Annotated in this window: 3 protein-coding genes; all 3 read right to left on the reverse strand. The window is 63.0% G+C overall.

Annotated elements, in window-relative coordinates; translation table 11 throughout:
- Positions 1-674: polyketide synthase dehydratase domain-containing protein (locus J4D52_RS14905; protein WP_207272136.1), on the reverse strand; the 674-nt coding region annotated here is incomplete at its 3' end.
- A complete protein-coding gene (locus J4D52_RS14910; protein ID WP_102677062.1) occupies positions 667-15,426 on the reverse strand; it encodes a non-ribosomal peptide synthetase in 14,760 nt (4,919 codons plus the stop codon). The genes J4D52_RS14910 and J4D52_RS14905, both read right to left, overlap by 8 nt.
- Positions 15,423-26,159: an SDR family NAD(P)-dependent oxidoreductase gene (locus tag J4D52_RS14915; RefSeq protein WP_102677061.1), complete on the reverse strand. Its 10,737-nt coding sequence runs from the start codon at positions 26,157-26,159 to the stop codon at positions 15,423-15,425. Before J4D52_RS14915 ends, J4D52_RS14910 begins: the two co-directional genes overlap by 4 nt.
- Between the last annotated feature and the right edge of the window lie 26 nt (positions 26,160-26,185).

The following is a 26,185-nucleotide window of genomic DNA, read 5'->3' on the forward strand; positions in this document are numbered from 1 at the left end:
GCGGCATCCCCCCACATCGGTTGCAACCAGAGCAGGTCGCGCAACTGAAAGGGCGCGGCCGGTTGCCCCGCGGCGCGCAGCGCACGGCTCAACAGTTCGATGTACATCATGCCTGGCAAAATCGCCCGGCCATTGAGTCGATGGTCAAGCAGGAAAAACTCGTTGCCGCTCAAATGCGCTTGATGCGTGACTCCACCTTGAGGCTCGGCCTGGGCGACCTGTTCCGGCTGCGCCCAATGCCGTTCACGTTCGAAGGGGTAACCCGGCAGGCTGGTCCGGCGTACCGCTTGCCCGGCCCAGAGCCCGGCCCAGGGTAGCGTGACTCCGTCGACCCAGGCCCTGGCGAGGGACTCATGGCTGGCCTCGCGGGATTGCTCGACGCTCCATTGCTCGACCCGGGCACGCTCGGCAACCCCGCTCCAGAACGGTGGTTCAAGCGCTTCGGGCGACTGCACATAGTCCTGGAGCCGGGCAATCAACTGCGCCATGGACGCCGCCAGCAACACCAGGCGGTGAGGCAAGGCTTCACGGCCGACCTGGAGCGTATAGGCAATATCGGGCAGCGCCAGATCCGGCCGGCCGAGCACATGCTCGAGCAACTGTTGCGCCAGTACTGGCAGGGTCTGCGCTTGTAACGCCGAAAGCACGATCAGTTGGTCATCACGGTCATTCATCAGCAGATTCCTTTGAGAATTCTTCGAAAAGCAGGTGAGCGTTGGTTCCACCGATACCGAACGAACTGAGCCCGGCCATGCGTGGACGCGTGGAGTCGGTCAGCCAGGGACCGCTGTCCTCGAGCAGATAGAACGGACTGTCCTGCAAGTCGATGTAGGGATTGGTGCGCGCACAATGCAGGTTCTTCACCAGCGTTTTGTGCTTGAGGCACAGCAACAACTTGATTGCACCGGCGATCCCGGCGGCGGCCTCGAGGTGGCCGATATTGCTTTTCAAGGCCCCCAGGGCGCAGCGCGCCCCGGATGCGGGCTGATACCCGCCGCGCTGCCAGGCTTCCTTCAGCGCGTTGATTTCAATCGGGTCGCCAATCGGTGTCCCCGTGCCGTGGGTCTCGATGTAACTCACCTGATCCGGGCTGATCCCCACACGCTGGTACAACTGGTGCACCAGATCGGCCTGTGCCTGGGGATTGGGGGCGGTCATCGAATTGGCACGGCCACCGTGATTGACCGCGCTACCGCGAATGACGCCATGGATCTGATCGTTATCGGCCAAGGCCTGCTTGAGCGTCTTGAGGACCAGCACCCCGGCCCCCTCGCCTCGCACATAACCATCGGCATCGGCGGCAAAGGTCTTGCAGCGCCCCTCGGGGCTGAGCATCTTGGCCTTGCCCATGGCCAGCGTGATGCGCGGCTCGAGCAAAATATTGACCCCACCCACCAGGGCCCAGCGGCAATCGCCATTGCGAATGGCCTTGACCCCCTCGTGAATCGCCACCAACGAACTGGAGCAGGCGGTGTCGATCGCCACGCTCGGCCCCGTCAGGTCGAGCAGGTAGGACACTCGGTTGGCCAGCATGCTGTGGCCATTACCGAAATTCGCCAGCGGATCGACCTCGCCGTTGATCATCAGCTTGCCGGCGTAATCCATTGAACTGACCCCGACAAACACGCCCACCTCACGCTCGGGCAATGTACGCGGCGCATAACCGGCATCTTCCAGGGCATGCCAGGCCGACTCGAGGAACAAGCGGTGCTGCGGGTCCATGAATTCGGCCTCCAGCGGCGACAGGCCGAAGAAGCCGGGGGAAAACTTGTCGACATCGTTGATAAACCCGCCCCAGCGCAAGGCGGCGCCCCCCGGCTGGTCGGCATAGTCCTGCCAACGCCAGCGGGCAGCGGGAGTTTCGCTGACCAGGTCGTTCCCCTCATACAACTGCTGCCAGAAACGGTCCAGGTCATCGGCGCCGGGGAACACCCCGGCCATCCCCACCACCGCGATAGGTTCATCGAGGGCCGCCGAGGTCGGTACAGGCTCACGAGCCTCATCACCGGAGGGCAACGCCAGGCTGGCCAGCCACTTGCGCGGCGTGCCATGGCGATAGAAGTCCGCTGGTGAGCTGTTGACGCCAAACGCAGCGTTCAAGGCGTCGGCCAGGCGTACGAAACGGAATGAATCAAAGCCCAGTTGGTAGAAGTCCTGGTCAAGGCTGAGCTCGCTGGCCGCCACCTGCAGGACTTGCGCAATGGCCTGCAGCAGGCGCGTCGCGTTATCGCTGCCGATTGCCGAGTCCGGGCCGCCAGGCTCGTGTTGCGCGTCGTGGGGCAGCAAGCGAGCCCCCGCCGCCGAGAGGCTCAACCGGTCGACTTTGCCACTGGCCAGTCTCGGCAGTTGCGCCAGCTGATAGAAGCGATTGGGGATCATGTACCGCGGCAAGGTCCGGCCAAGGTGCTCGCGCAGGGTGCGACCATCGAGCGCTTCGCTCAGCGTCAGAAACGCTTCCAGTCCCGAGTCTTCACCGGCCTGCTTGACCAAGGCTTCCAGGACACCGGCATGCTCTCGCAGCGCGGCTTCAATCTCGCCGAGCTCGATTCGCTGTCCCTTGACCTTGACCTGCTGGTCATGGCGCCCCGAAAGCACCATCTCACCATTCGCCAGCCGATACCCCAGGTCGCCACTGCGAAAGTACCGCCGGGGCCCCGTGGCATCGAGATCCAGCAGCGCAAAACGCCGTTCGTGTTCGTCATCCTGGCCGATGTAACCCAGGGCCAGGGCATCTCCGGCGACCAGCAATTGCCCTGTGACGCCCATGGCGCAGCGACGATCCTGCTCGTCGACGATGACCACGCTCACGTTGTCCAGCTCACGGCCGATGTTGATCTGCTCTTCAGCCCCCGGCGTGACGCGCTTGAAGGTCGCGTCCGCGCTCATTTCGCTGGAGCCGTAGATATTGATCAGTTCGGACTGCGGGCAAAGAGCGAAGAAGGTTTTTGCCAGATCCGCCGACAAGGGTTCGCCGCTACTGAAGCAATAACGCAAGCTGCCGAGCGCCGTAGCGGCCGAAGGCTCTTGCAGCATCGCCCGCAGCAACGACGGGATCACCACCATCCGCGTGATCCGATGCCCCTCGAGAGCCTGGAGAAAAGCCGCCGCGCCACGTTCGCGCAACCAGTGGTCGGGAAGAACCACGCTCGGTACGCCCTGCAGCAACGGAGCAAAAAGCTCTGCCACATGGTCGACAAAATTCAGTGAGGTCTTCTGGCAGCAGCGCTCCTGTTCTCCATAGGGAAAGGTGTTCCAGCCCCATTGCAGACGGTTGAGCGTGCCACGCTGACTGCCCTTGACGCCTTTGGGACGGCCACTGGAACCGGAGGTATAGATCACGTAGCAGAAATCCTGAAACCGGCTGCTCACGCCATCGCTGACATCTTGAGCGTCGATCTGCGCCTGTAGGGCATCAAGGTCCAACTCTGGCACGGCCCATTCCAGGGTTCCCTGCAAACGCTGTCGGGCGGCCCCATGACTGACCACCAGCAGGCAGCCACTGTCGGCGACCATGTAGGCCAAACGGCTGGCAGGCAGTGCCGGGTCCAGCGCCAGGTAGGCCAGGCCGAGTTTCCAGACGGCCAGCGCAGCGGCGACAAACGCAGGCCCCGGCTCCAGCAGCAGACCGATCACGACCTCCTGTTCGCCATGGGCTGGCAGCGCTTGCCGGATCTGACGGGCCAGTTGATTGGCGTGCTGATTGAGTCGCTGGTAGTCAAGCTGCTGGTCGTTGCAGATCAATGCCACCTGTTGAGGCGTGAGCGCCGCTTGCCGTTCGAACAGCGCCGCCAGGCTGGGTTGTGCCGCTGGCGCCACGGCTTGGGGAATACCCTGCGCCGCGGCCAACGCTGGCAGCGTGGCCAACAGGTCCAGGTACTGCAGTTGCAGTTCCTGCATCATCGCCGGCGGATAAATCGCCGCGTCGAAATGACAGAACAGCGTACTCCCCTCCTCGCCTTCGAAAACCTCGAACGCCAGCGGGAAATCGACTTGCTGCTGGATCTGCAGCATGGGCTGCAGATGTCGTCCACTGGAGGCCAGTCGACGTTGGGTCGAGCGCACCCAGTTCTGGTACATGAACACCGCGTCGTAAAGCGGCTGTCCCGGACGCGCCAGTTCCTGGTGCAGGCGCGGGTACGGATAATGGCCATGCTCCAGTGCCTCGAGCAGCTCCTGCTGCAAGGTCGGCAACCAGTCCCCCAGCGCGGACTCCTCGGGAACATCCAGGGGCATCACCAACAAATTGACGAAGTAGCCCACGAGGTCTTCGAACTGCGTATGCGGACGGCCGAAAAAAGGAGTCGCTACACGCAGTTGCCTGGTCGCCCCCAGACGTCGCAACAACAGGCCAAAGGCCGCCAGCATCAAGCTGTAGCTACTCACGTTGTGCTGTTCGGCCATCCGTGCCAACCCTTCAAGGGTACGGGCCGGTAACGCCACCTTGAGCATTTCGGGTTGCCTGTCGCGCCCTTCGCCTGGCTGCTGGCCACGCAACGCCAGCGGCATATGCGGGGTACTCAGCCGCGAATGCCAGAAGCGACCGGCGCGCACGCCCTCCTCACTGAGCAGCCAGCGCTGCTGCCACTCGACAAAGGCGGAATAATTGCTGCGCGGTGCCGGTACGTCGGCCTCTGGACCTTGTTCGTAAAGCGCCAGGAAGGTGCCCAGGAAGATCGGCAACGAGCTGCCGTCGAACACCGAGTGATGGAACGTCAACATCAGAACCGTACTGTCCTGGTCGGGTGCCTGGACAAACAGGTCGACGCGCAGCAACGCATCGCTCTCCAGCTTGAACGGCTTTCTGGCAATCGCCCGCATGGACGCTTGCAGTGCCTCATCGTCGGCGCCCTGGTACTCATGAACCGTGCATTGCGGACGTGGGTGGGCGTTGTTGCGAACCCATAGGCTCTCGCCTCGCAACTCGAAATTCGCGCCAAGCAAACTGTGGCGGGCGACGGTTTCTTCGGCGGCGGCGAACAACCGTCGGGCGTCCACCCGGCCATCAAGCCGGAACGCATAGGGGATGTTGTAACCGGCCTGTTGCGCGAAATACCGTTGCTCGGTCCACAGACCTTGCTGACCGACACTCGGCGGATGCTCGGCCAGCGCCGCTTCGCGAGGTTGAACAGCGACCGTCGCCAGGACCTGGGGCAGGCTGCGGGCCAGTTCGGCGAAATTGCGACAGTTCAACAACTGCGGCAGCCCGGGCCGGATCCCGTAGTGCTCGAAAATCCGGTTCTGCAACATCACCGCGGTCAGCGAGTCGACACCGTACTGCGCAACAGGCCGCTGAAAATCCAGCTCATCGGGTTCCAGTTGCAACAAGCTGGCAAGCATCAGCCGCAGCTGAGCTTCGGCGTCCTGCGGCGCGTCGCCGTCATGCCTCACCCGCTCGGCCTCTCTCGGCGTGGCGGCACGGCCTGGGGCCGACAGGTTCGGCATGCTGAAGCCGTCCGTGTGGGCGGGCAGTTTGCAGATGCGTTCATCAAAGACGTAGGCCGGTAGTCGCAGCCCAGGCTGCTCGCTCAGGGCCGGATCAATGTCCAGGGCCACGCCGCAGCACCACAGGCTCGCCAGCCGAGGGTAATCGCGCTGCTCACGCACCCCCTGCAACAATGCCGCGCCCGAGGGGCTTTCAAGCAACTCGTGCAGGGCCGGCGAACGGTTGCTCTCATCACCATAATGACAACCCGGCAGAGGCCCCGCTTGTCCCGGCTCGCTGGCAACAAAAGCACGCAAGTGGGTGACGGCTTCCTGGAGATCGCTCACGACCATCGCCAATCGCACCGGCAACGCGGTCTTGCGCCAGAGGGCGGCGGCCAGTTGCGCCAGGTCCAGGGCTGCGTTGTTTTCCAGAAAGTCCAGCAGCGCTGCCGCACTGCGACGCAACGCCGGGTCCTGCTTGGCACTGAGGACCAGCAACTGCCGCTCGCCTGCCTGGCTTGGCCACGCGCTTGGTTCATGGACATATTCTTCAAGCACGGCAAATGCATTGACCCCACCAAAACCGAAGCTGTTGACCCCGGCACGGCGTGGGTGGCCGCTCGCCGGCGCCGGCCAGTCGCGCGGCTGCGCGGCAATGCTCAAGCGACTATGGGCCAGCGACAGGTGCTCGCTGGCCTGCGAGAAACCGGGAACCCCCGGGCGTAGACGGTTGCGCAAGGCCAATGCGGTTTTTATCAGCGCACCGATCCCCGAAGCGATTTCGGCGTGGCCAATCACCGGCTTGAGACTGCTCAAGACGCAATCTCCCGGCGCCGCCCCATCGTCGAGGGTCGACTTCAGCGCTTGAATCTCAATGCTGTCGCCGATTTCCGAGGCGATGCCGTGGGTCTCGACATAGGACAGGGAGCCGGGCTCCACGCCAGCACGGTCCAGCGCCTGGACGATTGCCTCCTTCATGCCCTGGGCATTCGGGGACGTCAGCGAAACCCCTTTGCCACCGTGGGCCACCCCACTGCCCTTGAGCACCGCGTAGATATCGTCCCGGTCGGCGATCGCCTGTTCCAGGGATTTGAGTACCAGTACCCCCACGCCTTCGGAACGGACAAAACCGTCCGCGCCGGCCTGGAATGAACGGGACTGGCCATCGCTGCTGAGAAAGCCCACGGCCCCCAGGTTGATCGCGCCCAGGGGCGACAACACCAGCTGTACACCGCCGACCAGGGCCTGCTCGCACTCACCGTTGGCCATCGCCACCAGTGCCCGGTGCAGAGCCACCAGCGAGGACGAACAGCCGGTGTCGTAGTGCTCGCTCGGCCCGCGCAGGTTGAACAGGTGGGAAATCCGGTTGGCGACCATCGCCGATGAAATCGACGACGCCACCAGTGGATTGCCCACCGGCAATTGCACGGTGTACGCATACTCGGATGCCCCGACCGCCATGAACACACCGGTTTTCTTCGCGGCAAACCGCTTGAGCGCGACACCGGCATCCTCGATCGCCAGCCAGGCGTGCTTGAGCAGCAGGCGCTGCTGCGGGTCCATCAATGCCGCTTCATAGGGCGACAATTCAAAGAACAGCGGATCGAAGTGGTAGACATTGTCGATAAAGCCGCCCCAGCGTGACTCGGTGCGGGGGTTCGCGCCGTCGCTTTTACCAAAGAACTGCCGCCAGTCCCAACGCTCCTCCGGGATCTCCTGAGTGCAGTCGATTCCCTCCTCGATGTTGTTCCAGAACGCCGACAGCGAATTTGCCCCGGGAAATTGCGCGCTCATGCCGACGATGGCGACATCATGAGGGCGAGGCTTGTGGCTCGGCGTCAGCACTTGGGCCCGCTGCTGGAGAACCGGCGGCGCGACAGCGGCGCAAACCGGCTCGACGGCGGGCGCAGGCGTGACCCTCGACTCAGGCAACAAGCCGGCTACGTGGCTGGCCAGCAGGTTCAGGGTGTTGAACTCGAACAGAACCCCCGCCACCAGCTCCACGTTCAACTGGGCATTGATCTGCTGTACCAGCTTGACCCCGATGATGGAGTCCAGACCGTAATCGCCCAGAGACTCGTCGCCATCGATATCACTGGTGGGAACCCCCAGGGCCTGGCTGAAGACCTGCGCCAGGGTGCTGCGCACCTGAGCGAACGCCGACGATACGGCCACCTGCGCCGGAGCGGCCTGGCAGGCAACGGTACGTGCCAGCGCCGCGCCTGGGCTGGCTGCCGGGGCATGGGGCTGTGTCGGGGCCGTAGCTTCGGGCGCCTGCACCGATGTCCAGCGGCGCGGGGCCTGCGGACCGAGACCGAACCCGCTGCTGCGGCCGACGACTACCTGCAGGTCGCTGCGCTTGAGGGCTGCACATGGAAAGCTGACGCGATCGAAGGCTTGATCCAGCAAGACGCTGCGCCAGCTCGCGGCCGACAATGCCGGGCCATAAGGCATCCGCAGTTCGGGATCGGTGAAGCGCCACCAGCCCTCAAGCAAGCCGAACGTCAGGTGGGAGAACAGTGAGTTTTCAGTCAGCTCCAACAGCAGGAACTGACCATGAGTCTTCATCAACGACTGGATATGGCGCACCGAGGTGCGAATGTCCTGAGTCGCGTGAATCACGTTGGCGGCGATCACCACATCGTAGTGTTCAGGCGTCATCCCCTGGGCTTGCGGCTCTTTCTCGGCGTTGAAAATCCGCGTGGCCAGGTACGGATGCTCGGAGCGGTAGCGACGCTCGGCTCGCTGCAGGAACAACTGCGACAGATCGGTGAAGCAGTATTCGCTGATATTTTCGGCAAACGGCTTGAGAGCGGCCAACACATGCTCGGTACAACTGCCGGTGCCGGCGCCCACTTCCAGCAGGCGAATCCTGGCGTCCGGTTGTCGAGCCACAATCGCCTCGATCTGAGCCGCGACCAGCTTGCCGACCACCGAGCCGTAGTAGTGGACGACGGGGTTTTCCTTGTAGATGGACTCCACCAGTGCCATCGAACTGTTGGAAAAAAACACGTCGGTGGCTTTCTTGCGCGAGCCCAGCACATCGGGAGTGGCTTGCAGCGCCACGTCGATAAAACGGCTGACCGATGCCAGGAACGGATCTTTTTCCAGCTCGGCCTTGACCGTCTGCCAGCGCTCCCAGCTGCTGTCGACCCGATCTTCCAGGGCGCTGGACAGTATGATTTGGTCGCCTGAAAGGGTGATTTCCTCGCGGTCTTCGAGAATGCGCAGGCTGGCGTTGAGCCAACGCAGCAGATAGTGACCGTCGCTGAGCGCCGATTGCAGGTGCTTCAATGAATAGCGGCCGCGACGGTTGCCCGAAGTCAGACCCGCTTCGCCAAGGAACAGGTCGATCTGTCGCCACATCAACGCCCGTAGCAGCGGTGCGATTTCATCCAGCCGGCCATAGGTGATTTCAATCAAGCGTTGCGCCTGGTCCAGCTCGAGCGTCGTCGCAGGCACCATGTCGGCAGCGCAGGCCTGCTGCTTGGCGTACACGCCGAAACCGCTGAAGTTCAGCTGTTGCAGCTTGGTTTCGCTGGTCAGCCGCAAACTGGCCATGTGCGTGAACGGCTGCGCCAGGAAAGTTTCGAGCTGGGCCATGCCTTGCTCGACAGGCAACACACCGAACCCCAACCGTGCCAGGTGCTGCCGGACACCCTGGGAGTCCTCGCGCAGTTGCGCGGTCTCCCAATGCGGCCAGTAGACGACTTTCGCGCAACGATCCCTGCGCTGATTGAGCTGGTCGGCCAACGCGCCGATGAAGCTGCCTCCGGCGGCGTATGCACAACTGTTGGGGGCCAGGTAGAAGGCGTTGATCGATGAGAAAAACAACAGGAAATCGAGAGGTTCCTCGCTGAACAGCTGTGCCAGGTTCAGCGCAATGGCAACCTTGGTATTGACCTGACGTTCGAAGTCTTGCGCCGTCTGCTGCTGCAAGACCTGGTTCTCACGCACCATCGCCGAGTGCACGACACCGTGAATCCGGGGAAAGCGCTGGCGAATGGCGTCACAGGCCCGCTGCAATTGCTCCAGGTCCGTCGCATCGGCCTGAACATACAGCGGCGCGGGGCCCAGGGCCGCCAGCCGCTCGATGCTGGCCTGCACTTGTGCGTCCGCCGCGCTGCGACCGATCCACACCAGTTGCGCCTGATAGTTGCGCAGCAGGTAAGCGCTCCAGTCCTGCCCGATGGCGCCGGCGCCGCCCACGATCACATACACCCCACCCTGGCGGTACGTCGACCCGGCAAGCCGATCGGGGCTGCCCAGGCTGTCGTCCAGCAGGTGCAACGAAGGCCGGAACCAGTCGCCCGCGCGGTACGCCCAGGGCCTGCCACTACGCTCGAAGGGCAATGCGGCGAAGGCTGTCGTCCACACCACGCCAAGGTCCTCGACATCGACAATCCGCGCCTGCCAGTGCGGGTGTTCCTTGACCACCGTCCCGACCAGTCCATGGGCCCCACTGTGGGTGGCCACCAGAGGGTCCTGGTCGAAAATCGCCACGCTGCGCCGGGTCACCACCGTAAACTTGAGCGCTTTGCCGTGGTAGCTTCCCCCCAGTGCCTGCAGCAAGGTGGCGCCCCATAACACCCCTCGGTGCTGCTCGGCCTGCATGCCCGCCAATGTACCGATACGGTCCTCGGGCAGTAGCCAGATCAGGTGTTCAAGGTGCGCGTGCTGTTCGAACAGTGTCGCCAGGGCGGCCTGGTCGCTGAAAACCCGAGGGTCGATGTGCAGCATCTCGCCCAGTGCGCCGGTCAAGTCGAGTGCGTCGCAAACGATCGCCGTCCTGCCGCCCTGCTGCGACTCGCCAGCGGGTGAAGGCTCGCGTACCCAGCAGACGGCACCCTGCAGGGCATGGCTGGCCGTTCCGGCCGGCGGCGCGGGAACGGGCTGTGGAACAGGCTCGACAGTGTTCTGCAAAGTGGTCGGCATACTGTGCCTTTCGCGGTCAGTGATGAAGGGATAAGTCGGGAGGTGAATGCGCCGTGGCGGTCTGTCGCCGGTTGGCGCTTGGTAGCCCTCGAGGTGGCCACCCTGGACCCAGTGCCGGGCCAGGCTGTGTACGTCGCTCGCGGCGGAGGCGAGCCCTTCGCGGGCGGCCAGTTGGCGACTCGCCCGCCCTCGATGCAACGCATCGTCGGCACGCCCCTCGATACAGTTCGCCAGGGTGCGGCAGAGCTCGTTACGGTCGCTCACAACCATGGCAATACGCTGCGGCCAGGCTTTGCGGCCGACTTGCAGGGTGTAGGCGAGATCGCCGAGATCGAGTGAGGGAGCGCTGTTTTGCACAAAGGCCAGCAACTGCTGCGCGGCCACCCGGCACTTGTCCTCGGTCTTGGCCGACAGCAACACCAGATAAGGGCCCGAGCCCACGGACGCCGGACGCGCGGGCAAGTCGTCGGCGCTGCGGAACAATGCATGGGCGTTGGTACCGCCCACCCCGAAGGAGCTGACGGCCGCGTGCCGTGGTCGCCCCGGCTGCGCCGGCCACGGCCGCAAGCGGTCCACCAGAAAGAACGGCGAGTGCTCAAGGTCGATCTGCCGGTTTGGCGAGTCGATATGCAGTGTCGGAGGGATCTTCTGGTGGACCAGGCTGAGGATGGCCTTGATCGAGCCGGCGAGCCCCGCAGCCGTGTCCGTGTGCCCGATGTTGCTTTTCACCGAGCCCAGGCCGCAAAACCGTAGCGCTCCGGCGCTGCTGGCGTAGGCGTCGCTGAGCGCGGCGAATTCCACGGGGTCGCCCAGCGCGGTGCCCGTGCCGTGGGTCTCGATGTAACCGACCTCTTGCGGCTCGACACCCGCCTTGTCCAGCACGCGGCCGATGACCGCCGCCTGTCCCGCGACGCTGGGGGCAAAAAAACCGGCCTTGAGGGCCCCGTCGTTATTGACCTGTACTTCCTTGAGCAAGGCGTAGGCCGGATCGCCATCGGCCAGCGCCAGGCTGGCGCGCTTGAGCAAGAGCATGGCGACGCCTTCACCGCTCACCATGCCATCGGCTTCGGCATCGAATGCGCGGCACTGGCCGCTGCTGGAAAAGTTCAGCCCGGGCTGATGGAGATAACCGGCCATCGACACCGGAAATACCGTTGCCGCGCCCACCAGGGCGTAATCCGCGGCGCCGCTGCGGATACTGTCCAGCCCGGCCTGCAATGCCACCAACGACGACGAACAGTTGGTCTGCAGGAATACGCTGGGGCCCGACAGGCCGAGCTTGTAGGAGATCATGGTCGGAATGCTGCCGCCCTGCCCCATCAGCCAGCGGACATACTCATCGGCGTCTTCGATAAAGTACGCCGCGTCCGCCGCGCCCTGCTGGCCGCTCATGCTCTGCCCGGCCGAGATATATACCGCCGTGCTCGGGGTCTGCTCAGGGATATAACCGGCATCTTCGAACGCCCGCCAGGCATGCATCAGCAGGTGCTTGAACGCCGGACTCATGAAGCCCGCGTCCCTGGGCGAGAGTCCGAAGAAGGTCGCGTCGAACGCATGCTTATCGTCCAGGATCGCCTTGACCGGAACGAATTGCGGGTTCCGGATCATGGACTCCGGGACGTTCAGCTCACGCAGCTGGGCATCGCTCCAACGGGTGACGCAGGCGCGGCCCTGGCAGAGATTGTCCCAGAACGCCTCCAGGTCCACGCTTTGTGCAAACTGGCAGGACATGCCGATGACCGCCGCGGCCCCCTCCAGCGCGTCCGGCAAGCGTTCGGGCGCCTGGGTCAGGCTTGCGTCCGCCGTGCTCGGCGCACCATCGTCGCTCAGGACCGGCGCCAGTTGATTCAGCGCCGCCCCCAGAAGGCTCACCGTTGGGTATTGAAACAGCAGCGTCACCGCCACCTTGCGCTGCAACCGCTCACTCAGCAGCTGTGCGACCTGCACCGCGCTGACCGAATCACCGCCGAAATCGAAAAAGCCGGTCTCGTCATCCTCCACGGGATAACCCAGTACCTGCTGCCAGGCCTGCCGGACCTGCTCTACCGTCTGCGGCTGGCTGACTGGCGGCGCTGTCGCGACAACCTTGTCCGCCGCCTTTGGCAACATCCGCGCCATCAGCGCCTTGCGGTCGACCTTGCCGTTGGCAGTCATGGGCATCGCCTGCTCGCAGACAAAGCGCTGAGGCATCATGTACCCGGGAAGGTGTTTGCCCAGCTCGGCCTTGACCGTTGCGATCAGTTGCTGCTGGTCGATAGCAGCACTGTCGGCCTGCAGGTAGGCCACCAGCATCGAGGCGTGCTCACTCGCCTGATGCAGTACGACGACCGCCGACCGCACCGGGCACTGCGCGACGATGCAGGTCTCGATTTCCTCGACATCGATCCGATGCCCCCGCACTTTGACTTGCAGGTCCTGGCGTCCCAGACACCGGATCTCGCCGTCCTCCAGGCGCAACGCACTGTCGCCGGTAAGGAACATTCGCTGCCCCGGGCGAAACGGGTCGGCGACGAACTTGTCCGCCGTTTGTTCAGCCAGTCGATGGTAACCCGTTGCCAGCCCGGCCCCGGCAATCGCCAGTTCACCCGGCACGCCTATCGGCTGCAGGCGTCGATACTGATTGAAAACATGCAGCTGGGTGTTTGCGATCGGGCCGCCGATGGTCACGCCCTTGGCGTGATCGAGACGCTTGGCGCTGGACCAGATCGTGGTTTCGGTCGGCCCATAGAGATTCCAGACCTGCGCCGACGACGCCTGAAAGCGTTGGAACAACGCCACCGGCATCGCCTCTCCGCCGCACAGCACTTTCAACCGCGAGGAAGGCTGCCAGCCGACCTGGAACAGCAATTGCCAGGTCGTCGGTGTCGCCTGCATCAGGCTTGGATCGCTGTGCTCGATCAACGCCTTGAGGCGCTCGGCATCACTGGCCACGGCGGCATCGCAGAGGACACATTCGGCACCGCGAACAAGCCCGAGAAACAGCTCCAGCCCCGCGATATCGAAACTGAAGGTGGTCACGGCCAGTAAACGGTCGCGCTCATCGACCTGCAGCATCTCGGCCATGCCGTGGAGGAAGTTGTTCAACGCGCTGTGGGGCACCATCACACCCTTGGGCTTGCCGGTGGAGCCCGAGGTGTAGATCAGGTACGCCAGATCGCTGTCACTGCGGACCTTGAGTTGCGGTACCTGGCTGTCGGCATACTCTGCGATGCGGGCGCGCTGCTCGTCCATGCACAGGACGTCACAAGGCACGGGCCAGTCGCGGGTGATCGTCGACTGGCTCAACAGCAGACTGGCACCGCTGTCTTCCAGCATGTAGCGCTGGCGTTCGCCGGGATAAGTCGGGTCCAGGGGGACATAGGCCGCGCCGCTGTGCAGGACACCCAGGATGGCCAACGGCAGATCCAGCGAGCGCTCGACACAAATCGCAACCTTCGCCCCCGGCCCGATCCCCCGTGCGCTCAAGAAGTTGCCCAGCGCCTTCGCGCCTTGCATCAGCGCGCGGTAACCGAGCTTGTGCTCCTGATACCGAAAGGCTGTTTTTTCCGGGTCACGCTCGGCCTGTTGCTGCACCCACTCCAGCAGGCTCGCGACCGCCGGCACCTTCAGGTCTGTGTCGTTACAGCGTTGCAGCAGTGCCCGCTCCTGCGCCGCCACAATGTCGTGGTCCGCCAGCGAACGCTGCGGGTCGGCCAGGACCCCTTCCACCAATTGCAGGTAGTGCGCGAGCATCCGTTCGATGCGTGCCGGTTCAAACAGAGCGGTGGCGTATTTGAAGTTGATCAGCGCACCGTCGGCGCTTTCGATGATCTCGAGCTCCAGCTCGTATTCGCCTTCCTGGCGCAGCTGCTCGACCATCGTGATACCCAGCGGCGTGGTGTATTGATGCTCAAGGTGCTGCAGCCAATGACTGCTGGCGAAGTTCTGATGGGCGAACGCGATGTTGAACAGCGGGCGCTGTCGATGGTTGCGGGGCACCTTGAGTGCCTTGAGCAGCGTCGGGAAAGGATAATCGCTATGGTCGACGGCATCGATCATCGTCTCTTGCAGGCGTCGCAAATAGTCACGCGCGCTACCGCTTTCGATATCGCGGCTGCGAATCGGCACCATGTTCATGAAGTAGCCGATGCTTTGCCCAAAACACTCTTTGGGGCGCCCCAGCGTCGGCATGCCGACAACGATGTCCTGTTGCTGGGTGTACCGGCTGAGCAACCCATTGAAGACCCCCAGGAAAAATACCGCCCTGGTCAATCCATGTTCGGAGCAAAAGCGCTCCAGACGTGCATTCAGTGCCTCAGGCACCGACTGGCGAAGACTGCTGCCTTCGAACGACACCGTGCTGCTGCGGGCGAAGTCCGTCGTCAGCTCCAGGGGCGGCGGTACTTGTTCCAGCGCGCCTTGCCAATAGTCGAGCAACGGCTGTGCGGCAGGCCCCGCGAGCATTTCGTTTTGCCAGGCGACAAACTCAGCGAAGTGCGCGGACGGTTGCTCGACGTGCGGCGGCAGGCCGCTGACAAGACTCTGGTAGGCATCGAACAAGTGATTCAGAAACAGCAAGGCAGAAGTGCCGTCGAAGACAATGTGATGAACCCGGAACAACCCCCACCATTGCTCGTCCGCCTGGAAGACATGACCATCGATCAACGCAGTCCCTTCCAGCGGCAGGGGCTGTTTGCTCAACCCGTGCAACCTGTCCAGCACCTGTTGCGTGGGCATCCCGCGAACGTCCTCCAGCACCAGGCCGAACCGTGAAACCGCCTGCGGTCGCAGGCTCGGCTGGCCCTGCACTTCATGCAGGACGCTGGTCAGCAATGGATAGCTGGTCAGGACACGCCGGTAAGCCTGTTGCAGCGCCTCGAGGTCCAGTGCTCGGTCGCAACGGAAACACAAGGGAATCTGATAGGCCGTGATGTCCGGCAGCGTCTTGTGCAACGCCCACAACCCTTTTTGCCCGGCGGACAGGGGCGTGGGTTCGGCGGCAAATAGCAGGCTCTTCAATTGTGCGGTCGAAATTTCTCCCGCTTTGTACGCGGCCAGAAGCTGTTCTTTAGTGGCGACTGCATTCATTTCAACAGTTCCTTAACGTCGTCCAGGGATTTCTCGTTTTGGATAATCTGATCGAGCATCGCGATGACTTGTGCATCCTGAAACGGCGCAACCTCGCTCCCGGCCCCATGGGCGAAGTCGGGGTGCTGCTGGATATGCGCATTCAGCGCCGCCAGCGATGGGTTCTCATGAAAGGCTCGCGCGGAAAGTCGCACCTGGAAACGCTGCTCCAGGGCGTGGGCGAGCTTGATGGCCAGAACCGAGTCCATGCCGTACTGGCGCAGCGGCTTGTCCACCACCAGTTGCGCAGGGCTCAGCCCCAGGTGCTGTTCGAGGAATGCCAGGATGAAGGCATGGATATCCTCGTTAGCCTGGCGGGAAGGTTCCGCTCGCACAGACTGTGCGACCGGACCGGGCAAGGTGTTGGCCGACCAGCACGGGGTGCGCAGGAAAGCGGTCAGGGGCAACGAGATGCGCCTGCCTGCAACTGCAGGGCGAACCGGCATCGGTGTTCCCTCCACCCAAGCCGCGGCCAAGGCATGCAGGGCGTCACTGCTCGGCGAATCGGGCCAGGCCGCGGGCGCCAGGGACTCCAGCACCGGGTTATGGCCGCGATACCCCAGCGATACGTCGTCGAAACCGGCCAATACCGTGCGCAATTCGTCAAGCGAATGCACCACCCAGGCGGCACGGCACTCCAGTGGCTCACGGCCCTGCATCAAGGTGAACGCAACGTCCTCGAGCCGCAGCTCAGGGTTATCCGTGATCTGCTGCAACAAACACTCGGCGAGTTGCGCCAGGCGCGGTGCATCCGGTGCAGACAGCAGCACCAGGTACGCTGTATAGGCTGGCGCGGGTGCCGTCTCGCAAGGCTGTGGGGCTTCCTCGATCAGGACACAAGCATTCGAACCATTGATCCCGGTGGTGCTGACCAGGCCGCGGCGACGCTCTCCTGGTGCCACCTGCCAGGATTGCCGGCTGAGTACCGGAGCAATGCCGGAGCGGTCGAAGCCAATGTATTCGTTGACCTGCCGCAAGCCTTGCAACGCGGGCTTACAGGCATACCGCAGCGCCATCAACATGGCCAGCAGGTCCACGACCCCCGAGGCGGCGAAGCTATGGCCCAACCCTGGTTTTATCGAGCTCAGTGAACAGGGCTGCCGGTTGTCCTGAGCAAATACCTGCTGCAACGCCTGTACTTCGACCGGATCGCCCAGGTGCATGCCGATGCTATGGGCCAGGACCAGCTGGATCTGCCCTGGCTCAAGCCCTCCAGTGGCAAGGGCCTGAGCGAAGAGTTCGGCCTGTCGGGCCGGACTCGGCGCCAGAATGCCGTTGGTACGCCCGTCGTAGTTCACCGCACTGCTGCGAATCACGCCGTAAACCTGATCGCCATCGGCCAGCGCCTGGCTCAACGGCTTGAGCACCACGGCAGCCACCGCTTCGGCCGGAACCAGGCCGCTGGCGTCCTGATCAAACACCCGGCACGCAGGCTCCTGTGCCAACGGCATGACATCGGCCAATGCCCCCAGCTCCCTGGATGAAATCATCAGGCTGACGCCACCAGCCAGGGCGATGGTGCACTCACGGTTATGCAAGGCGCGGCACGCCTGATGTATCGCCATCAGACCGGAGGAGCATGAAGCGGTCAGGCTGTAGTTAGGGCCATTGAGGTCCAGAGCGTAGGCAATTCGCGCCGACAAGGTGGCATTGCGGTTAGCGTTGATGCGGCCTGCATCTGCCAGTTGCTCGCCGTAGAAACTCTCTTCGGCACCGACAAACACACCACACTGGCTGCCACGGATCGAAGCGCCGAGGTAACCGGCGTCCTCGAACGCATGCCAGGCGGCTTGCAGGAACAGACGTTGCTGGGGATCGATCACTGCCGCTTCATGGGGCGAGAGTTCGAAGAACAGCGGGTCGAACGCCTCCACGCCATCGATAAAGCCTGCGTAGAGCCGGGACTGCGTGGCAAAACCGGCGCTCTCGGCCCGCAAACCGCGACACGCCGAGGCGGCTTGAATCGCCGATGTGCCCTCGACCCAGTTCCGCCACAACTGCTCCACCGAATCCGCACCGGGGAAACGACCGCTGACGCCGATGATCGCAATCGGCTCATAGGTTTCGGGCGTGTTCGGCGACGCCGATTGCGGCGCCATGTGCGGCTTGTCTGTCGGGACAACTGGGGGACTCTGCGGCGCCAGGTCGCGCGTCAGGAAAGCCAGCAGATCATCGACGCTCGGATTAGCAAAAAAGGTCGCGGGGGTCAGTGCGCAGCCCAGTCGTTGCGACAGTTGCTTGCCCAGCTGAGCCAGCTTGATCGAGTCGAAACCCAGCTCTGTCCAGTTCAGGCTCGTCCGGACACGTTCCGCCGGCAGCTTTATCTGCTCTTCGATAGCCTCGAACACCCATTGGCGCACCTGCCGCGCGTCGACCGGGGCCGACGACGGTTGAACCGGTATGGAAACGCCCGGTGCAGGCTCCGCTGCCGGCGCATGGCCCGACAGGCGACGCTGCAATGGGTTGTTGCCACCTACCAGAACGATCGCCTGAGGCACGGCCGAGGCGAGAATCTGCTCGAAAAGCGCCAGGCCGTCGGGGGTCTCCAGATAGTCCTGGCCACTGCCGTCCAGGTAAAAACGTTCTTCGCGGCGGCTGTTGAGCCCCATTGCCCCATCGCGCCACAACGGCCAGTTGATGACGATGTGGCGCGTCTGACTGTCGAGGTTCTTTGCCAGGGCAAATGCGCTCTGGTAACGGTTCGCCACGGCATAGCTGCAGGAACCGAAGTCCCCCAGAATCGCGGACGACGACGAAAACTGCACATGCCAGGTCAGCCCTTCAGGTTCGAACACCCGGGACAGGACGCGGGTTCCCTCGACCTTGGCCGCGAGCACGCGCTGGAAGTCAGCCAGGTCGATCGCCTCCAGCGTGGTGGTCGGTGCAGCCCCCGCCGCATGGATGACCCCATGAATCTGCCCAAAACGCGCCTTGGCTTGCTGTACGGCGCGACGCAGGCTGATTTCATCGCTGACATCGGCCTGCACATAAAGCAGACGCCCGACACCTCGATCCAGCGCCTCGATGTCCCTGACGAGGGCCGGTGTCAGCGCTGAACGCCCGGTAAGGACCAGGTTCGCTCCCTGGGCATGCAGACGACGCCATAGAAGCTGCGCCAGAGCCCCCATCCCGCCGGTGATGAACCAGGTCTTCCCCGCCTGTTCGATCCGGGGGCTGTCGACCAGCGCCAAGGCCTCGGTAACAGCCACATGGCGAATGCCATCCCGATAGAACACGCTGTCCCCTTCAGCGGCCAGCGCCTCTGGCAACACATGAAGGGCGAACCAGTCCGCCATCGACAATGCACCTGTGCCGGGGGTGTCCTGGCAGGCCAGCAGGCTGACCCGCGTCTGCGGCATGACCATCGGCAGCGAACGCACAAACCCCATCCAGCTCTCGACCTGGGCCTGCAACCTCGGCAGTGGATAACGAGCCAGCAGGAACAGTCGATGGACCGGTAACTGTGCCGCCATCATTGCCTGGATGCTGTACAGCAATCCTTCATAACGCTCGCAGTAATAGAGATCGCAGGCGCCCAGTGCGTGGTAGCAGATATCCACATCGGACCAGCGTTGGCGCACCAGTTGAAAGGCCGCGGTGAAGCCCTCCAGGTCGTCACGGGCGAGCGCCACCCCATTGTTCAGGCCAGTGGCTTCGCCGTCGCAGACCAGGAACATCACCGCGCAACCCGGGTGCGCCTGTTCGATGACCAGGTTCAGCGCCTGGCCGCGCTCCGCACGATCGACCAGACACAGGACTCGCCGCACCTGCGCCGGCGAATGACGGTTCTGCCGTTCCTGTGGCTGCCAGACTTCCCGGTAAGTCAGCACCGGTTGCTTGGCACGCGCCTCCACCTGCGCGCTTTCCCTGAGCGGTGAAGACGAGTTCCCCTCTGCCGTCGGAGTCAGGCGGCGCAGGTCATGGCTCGGTGCAAGCCAATAGCGGTCACGACGGAACGGATAACCGGGCAAACTCAGGCGTTGCGGTTGCCGGACATGGCACTGCGCCCAATCCACCGGGTCGCCCTGCACCCAGTTGTCGATCTGCTGTTGCAGCGCCTGGCTGGTCCATGGCGCTGCGCTATGCACCGGCGGCAACGTGGGCTTGCTGCGGGGCGGAGCATCGCCGATGGCCAGCCAGGCCAGTTGCGACCAGTCGGTGTCCAGTATCTGGTCCAGGCATTGGCTCAAATGGGCCATGTCCCGAACGACGAACCCCAGGCGCCACTCCAGGGTCTCGCGGCCTGTCTGTAATGTGAATGCCAGACGACTCAGGTGAGTGTCGTCGAGCCTTTCGTCGTGCAGGTGCCGCGACAGATCGTCGACGCGTTGCCGCAGTTGTTCACGGCTTTGCGCCGACAACACAATCGCACTCACGACAGCGCCAGGCATGTGGACTGGAGCCTGATCATCCTCGGCGATCAACAGATGGGCATTGGCCCCTCCTGCCCCGAAGGAGGACAGGCCGGCAATCCGCGGCACCAGCCAGGTCTGGCTGTCCTGTTGCCTGGTCCGACGCTCCCAGGCTTGAGCCGTCTCCACGAGGCGCAACGGCGTCTGGCTGAAATCGATACGCGGGTTGCACGGGTGGGCATGCAGGGTCGGCGCCAGCATGCCGTGTTTCATCTGCAGCAATATTTTGCTCAGGCCCGCCATGCCGGCGGCGCTTTCCGCGTGGCCGATATTGGACTTCACCGAGCCCAGCGCGCAGGTCTGGCCGGATGCCGTCAGCCCCGTGTAGGCACCTACCAGCCCCTTGATTTCAATCGGGTCGCCCAGGGCGGTCCCGGTGCCATGGGCCTCGATGTAGCTGACATCCTGGGCCGCGACTCCCCCACGCTCGAGCGCTTTGACCATGAGCTGGGACTGGGATCGTGGACTCGGTACGGTGTAGCCCGACGTGCGTCCCCCGGCGCCGATCATGCTGCCCTTGATCACCCCGTAGATATGATCGCCTTCTCGCCTGGCCTGCCCCAGGGATTTGAGCATCACCACGCCCACGCCTTCACTGGCGACGAAACCGTCCGCCCGATCGCCGAAGGCACGGCAGGCATCGCCGTGGGAGAGCATCTGCATGTAGGACAGGCTGGAGAGATGCACCGGGTCGGTAATCAGGTTGACCCCGCCCACCAGGGCGCTGGCGCAGCTGCCGCAACGGATGCTTTCGGCAGCCAGGTGCAGCGCACTCAGGGATGAAGAACAGGCCGTATCCAGCGCAATGCTGGGACCTCGAAAGTCAAAGACGTAGGACACGCGGTTGGCGATCGACCAATAGCGCGAGACCAGCGGATAGTCGCTGTTCATGACGCCGACAAACACCCCGACATCCCCTCCGTTCGAAAGCCCTTGGGGGGTGTAGCCGGCATCCTCGATGCAACTGTAGGCGTGCTGCAGAATCAGCCTTTCCTGCGGGTCCATCAACTCGGCCTCGGCCGGAGAAATATGGAAAAAGACTGGATCGAATTCGTCATGTCCCTCGATGAAACCGCCCCAGCGCGTATAGCAGCCGCCGATCAATTCGGGGTCGTTCGAAAAGCCGGTGCGCCAATCCCAGCGCTGCGCGGGAATTTCTTCGATGCAGTGCACCCCCTTGAGCAGGTTGTGCCAGAACGCGGGGAGATCGAGCGCCTGGGGATAACGACCGGCCATGCCGACAATCGCGATATCGTCGTCACGGTTGATTGTCAGCATCGGCAACCGCGGCGCCGCAGACGGGACCTGTACTGAAGTCGCGGCCCCCTGCCGCGGTGTATCGAGCAATGGGCCTTGAACGCGGTTGGTGTCGCTAACGTCCGTCTCAGCCCCGAACAGCCTGGCGCAGGTATCGGGCTCGTGAGCCAGGAAGTAGTCCGCCACTTCGTCGATGGTCTGGACATCGAACAGCAGGCTGCTGTCGACCTTGCCGAACAACTCGCCCAGGGCATTGGTGATGTACACCGCCGAGATCGAGTCAACCCCATAGCGCACCAATGGCGTGCTGTCATCGAGTTGATCGAGCGGAACCTCCAGGGCATTGCTGACCAGGGCTCTCATGCGCAGCACCGTATTGCTGCGCAAATCCGCGCCAGACGACACCGCGGGCTGGCTGCTGGCGGAGGGAGGATCCTCGGCCGTCACGCTGCTGAAAAGCCCTGCGTAGACCTGAGGCTGAACCGAAAGAAAATGGTCGGCCAGCTCTTCAATCGTCTGCAGGTCGAACAACAAGGTGCCATCGACCTTGCCGAACACCTCACCCAAGGCGTTGGTGATATACACCGCCGAGATCGAGTCGACGCCATAACGCACCAGCGGCGTACCGAGATCCAACTCGTCAACAGGCACCTGCAGGGCCTCACTGACCAGAGTCTTCATATGAGCCAATGCCCTGCCGCGCAGATCGCGCACCGGCTTTGCCGAGTCTCTCGCTGGCAACGGCGCCAGCCCCCCATTCGCTTCGGCGGGCAACGACGCAGCCAGGGCGGCGACCTGAGGTGCAACGGCCATGGTCGCGCCCGGGGGCTGCGGCAGCAGTGCCTGCATCTGCAGGTCCGCGCGGGCCAGTACCCCGGCCACATCGCTCACCGTGGCGTACCGATCGCCGATTTCCAGCGCACGATCCAGCAGCATGCCCGGCAAGATATTGAGCGCGTTGAAATCGAGCATGCGGATGAAGCCCAGTTGCGAAAGCGAACTGCGCAGCAGGAACTCGACGGCCGCGATGCCCTCGGCGGTATCAATGCAAGCAACGCCGATGTTCGCCATCCGCTGACGATAGTGCTCGGAAGCACCCGCGCCGAACTCGCCCCAGTAGCCCCAGTTCATGATCTTGACCGGGAACCGGCAAACGTTGCGCAAGTGATGGGCGAAGGCATCCTGGAATACCGACCCTGACGTGTAATTGCTCTGCCCCGCGGTCTTGAGGAAGGCCGCCAGAGAGGAGAAGAACAACATGAAGTCGAGCGGTTCATGGCCGAACACCTGCGCCATGTTCACACTGCTTGCGACCTTGGTGCCTAGCACCAGGGCGAACGTTCGCTCCTCCATGCTCAGGACACTTTGATCGTGGAGCACGATGGCCGAATTGATCACGCCATGAATGTGCGCAAAGCGTTGCTTGATCTGCCGATGGGCCTCGGCAAGCGCCGCCGGGTCGGTTGCATCGGCCTGAAAATAGATCGGCACATGAGACAGGTCGCGGAAACTGTCCAGTTCCGCAGTGATGCCTTGCTCCAGGCTGCGCCTGCCAAGCCAGATCACGTTGGCGCTGTAGTGTTCGATCAGATAACGGCTCAGGGCCTTGCCGATGCCACCGGCGCCACCGAGGATCACATACACTCCGTGCCGACGGAACGCCCAGGCCTCTTTCGCCAGCGGCTCATGGCACGCCATCAGGCATTGCCGGTACCAACGGCCTGCACGCAAGGCCCAGGTTTCCCCCTTCGAGTCGAAGGGCAGCGTCAGCAGTTGCTCCACTGGCCAGGGGCGAGTCCCGTCCAGGTCAATCATCCGGAAACGCCATTTACGCATTTCCTTGGCAAGCACCCCTACCAAGCCGTGGACGGAGGCGTGGGCGGCAAAGACCGGCTCGGCCTCGTGCACCGATTGAGCCTGGGATGTGACCAGCGTCAATGACAACTGACGGGTATGGCAGTCTTGCGAAAGCAGCGCCTTGACCAGTCGGAACAGGTTCATCATGCCTGTTTCCTGTTCTTGTATCAGGTCGGCTCCGGGCGTTGGAGCAATCCACAGGATTTCATCGAACGCCCCTGCGCGGGCCAGCAGGCGATCACACGACTCGCGACTGGCCAGCTCCTGATGGTCGGCATAAACGCGCTGCGGCAACAACCTGGACAGCTCGGCTTCGATTCCATCCTGCGTGCCGATCTGCAATACCTTGAGAGGCGCGGGTGCTGGCGTGGCAAGCCATTCACAAGGTTGCCACTCGACCGCCAAGGACACATTCCTACCCGGCGTGACAGCGACCGGGGCGACCTCGACCAGGACACGTTTCGCCGCAGAGAAATCCTTGATCGTCAATGCGCTGAACAGAGCGCAAAGCCGCCCGTCGACATCGAGCAGCTGGATATCGAAGACCTTGCCGTCTCCTTGCGCCGCATGCGAGACGATGCACCACATCTCGGATGAACAGGCACGATGCAGATCCGCCCGTTCCAGGGCAAAAGGCACCGGTAGCCAGTCGCTACGATCGGCCCCCAGATAAAACCCGATGATCGCCTGGAACGCTCCATCCGCCATTGAAGGATGGAGCTGGTAGCTTGTGTCGAATGGCGCCAGGCTCAGTCTGGCAACTACGTGGTGCGCCCCACGGTGCAGGTATTCAATGGTCTGGTGGCTGCGCCCGTAGTCCAGACCGATACTCGCGAAGTGGCGATAGCACTCAGCCCCCTCATACCGCCGATGACAGTGTTGGCCAATGAATGCCGGTACATCGAGCGCTGGCGGCGCGGATTGCTGCAGCCTGCCGATCGTGCCCCTGGCGCATGTCAGGTAGTCACCCGAGGCGTCCGTGCTTTCAATGATGAATGACTGATGGGCGCTGTCTTGGGCGCTCAGGGTAATACGTGTGTCGAGTACTGCGCCTGCCACTTGTGCCGGCCTGGACCAGAGCAGTTTATGCAGGCTCAGTGGCGCCTTCTCGGGCGTCAATGCCTCATGTGCCGCTCTGGCCATCTCCAGATAGGCAACGGCCGGCAGTATCGGGCTGCCGTTGACTTGATGATCGGCCAGGAAAGGCTCCTGACCGCTGAACACTGAAGAAAACATCAGTGTTCCAGACTGATGTTGTCCGAGCAGGGGATGGGCATGAGGTCCATCTACCACTGGCGATGTGTAAGGTGAAAGCCGGGTATCGGTTTTCAACCAGAGCTTGTTCCGGGAAAACGGATACGTCGGCAGGCTGACGCGAGCCGGACGAACCTTGCCGTACAGGTTCGCCCAGTCGATATCCGCGCCATCGATCCAGGCGCGCAGGCATTGCTGTGGGTCAGCGCCGCCATGGGTGTCCCCGGGCACCGCCGGACGGGCTGTCGATTCGTTTATCCTGCCGTGCAGAATATGGGCAACCTGCTCATGGGCCCCATCGAGGAACTGCTCCAGTGACGCAATCGCCGCATCCACATCCTGGGCCACGAATCCGAGGCGCCAATCAAAGGCCTCCCTGCCCACTTGCAAGGTGTAGGCACACTCAAGCAGCTCCTGGGAGGTAGCGGCCCCGCCCGCCTGGAAGAACTGCAACAACTGCCTGGCCTGGAGCTGCAAGGCCACCTGGTTGGGTGCGGACAACACCAGGACTGGAGGCACCTGCGGGCCTTGCTGAGCGACCGCCTGCGACGGCAGATACTCCGCAATGATCAGGTGGGCATTCGAGCCTCCGGCGCCGTATGAGGACAGGCTGGCCATGCGCGGACGCCGACGGCCCTGCTCGTCGACCGCACACGGCCATGCCTCCAGATTCCGCTGCACATAGAAGGGAGAGTCGGTGAAGTTGAGATCGGGATTGATTTCATCGGCATACAGCGAGGGTGCCAACTGCCCATGTTTCATCTGCAGCAGGATTTTGCTCAGCGCCGCAACACCGGCGGCGCTTTCGGAATGGCCAATGTTCGACTTGACCGATCCGATTGCACAGAACTGTTTATCCTGGGTATAGGCGCCAAAGGCGGTGCTCAGTCCTTGTAACTCGATCGGATCGCCTACCGGCGTGCCAGTGCCATGCGCTTCGACATACTGGATGTGCCGGGGATCGATACCTGCCTTGTCGATGGCCTCCCTGATCAACGCCGATTGCTGCTCGGCGTTGGGCACGTAGTAACCCGTGGAGTGCCCGCCGTGATTTATCACACTGGCCTTGATGACCCCATGGATTCGGTCACCATCGAGCACAGCCTTGGCCAGGGGCTTGAGCACCACGACGCCGACACCTTCGCTGGGAATATAGCCATCCCCTCCCCTGGCGAAACTGCGACAGCGCCCCTTTTGCGAAAGGAACTTGTTGTCCTTGAGCAAGCGGTACTTGTTGGGGTGCAAAGAGAGATTGATACCACCGGCCAACGCCACGTTGCACTCTTGCAATTGCAGGCTCTGGCAAGCCAGGTGGATGGCGGTAATCGAGGACGAACACATGGTATCGAGCGTCAGGCTCGGGCCATTGAAACCGCAGAAAAAACTGACCCGGTTCGCAATGGATGCGGCCACACCATTCGCCGCCGTGCCATCGCTGACCAATGAAGCCTCAACTCCGTAGAGTTGATACTCCTGATACATGGCTCCCGCGAAGACCCCCACCCGGCTTTGCCTGGAATGCCGCTCGGCCACCGACTTGCCCAAGGTCCTTCGGGTGTAGCCGGCGTCCTCGATGGCAGCATAGGCACATTGCAGGAAAAGCCGTTCCTGCGGATCGAGCTTGGCGGCATCCCGCGGTGTGATGTTGAAGAACAGCGAATCGAAGCAATCGACATCCTTCAGGAAACCGCCCCAGGTATCGCCAGAGCGCTCTCGTTGCGGGTGTCCCTGTTGCCAGCGATCTTCGGGCAGCCTGGATACACAGTCGCGACCTGAGGCCAGGTTGCGCCAGAACTCATCAAGGTTTTCAGCCATGGGATAACGACCGGAGACGCCGATGATCGCGATGTCCTGAAAGTCCGCCTGGGGACCGCCGACCTTCTCGTTATCTGGAAAAAATGCTGGTGTATTCATGATGCCACCCGAAAGTTATTCAAATA

Origin of the sequence: Pseudomonas sp. GW460-12-10-14-TSB1 (assembly GCF_017349775.1) — a bacterium.
GTDB lineage: Bacteria > Pseudomonadota > Gammaproteobacteria > Pseudomonadales > Pseudomonadaceae > Aquipseudomonas > Aquipseudomonas piscium.

Excerpts from the sequence above, each read along its gene's own strand:
- J4D52_RS14910 (WP_102677062.1), bottom strand. The coding sequence starts at position 15,426 with ATGAATGCAGTCGCCACTAAAGAACAGCTTCTGGCCGCGTACAAAGCG.
- J4D52_RS14915 (WP_102677061.1), bottom strand. The coding sequence starts at position 26,159 with ATGAATACACCAGCATTTTTTCCAGATAACGAGAAGGTCGGCGGTCCC.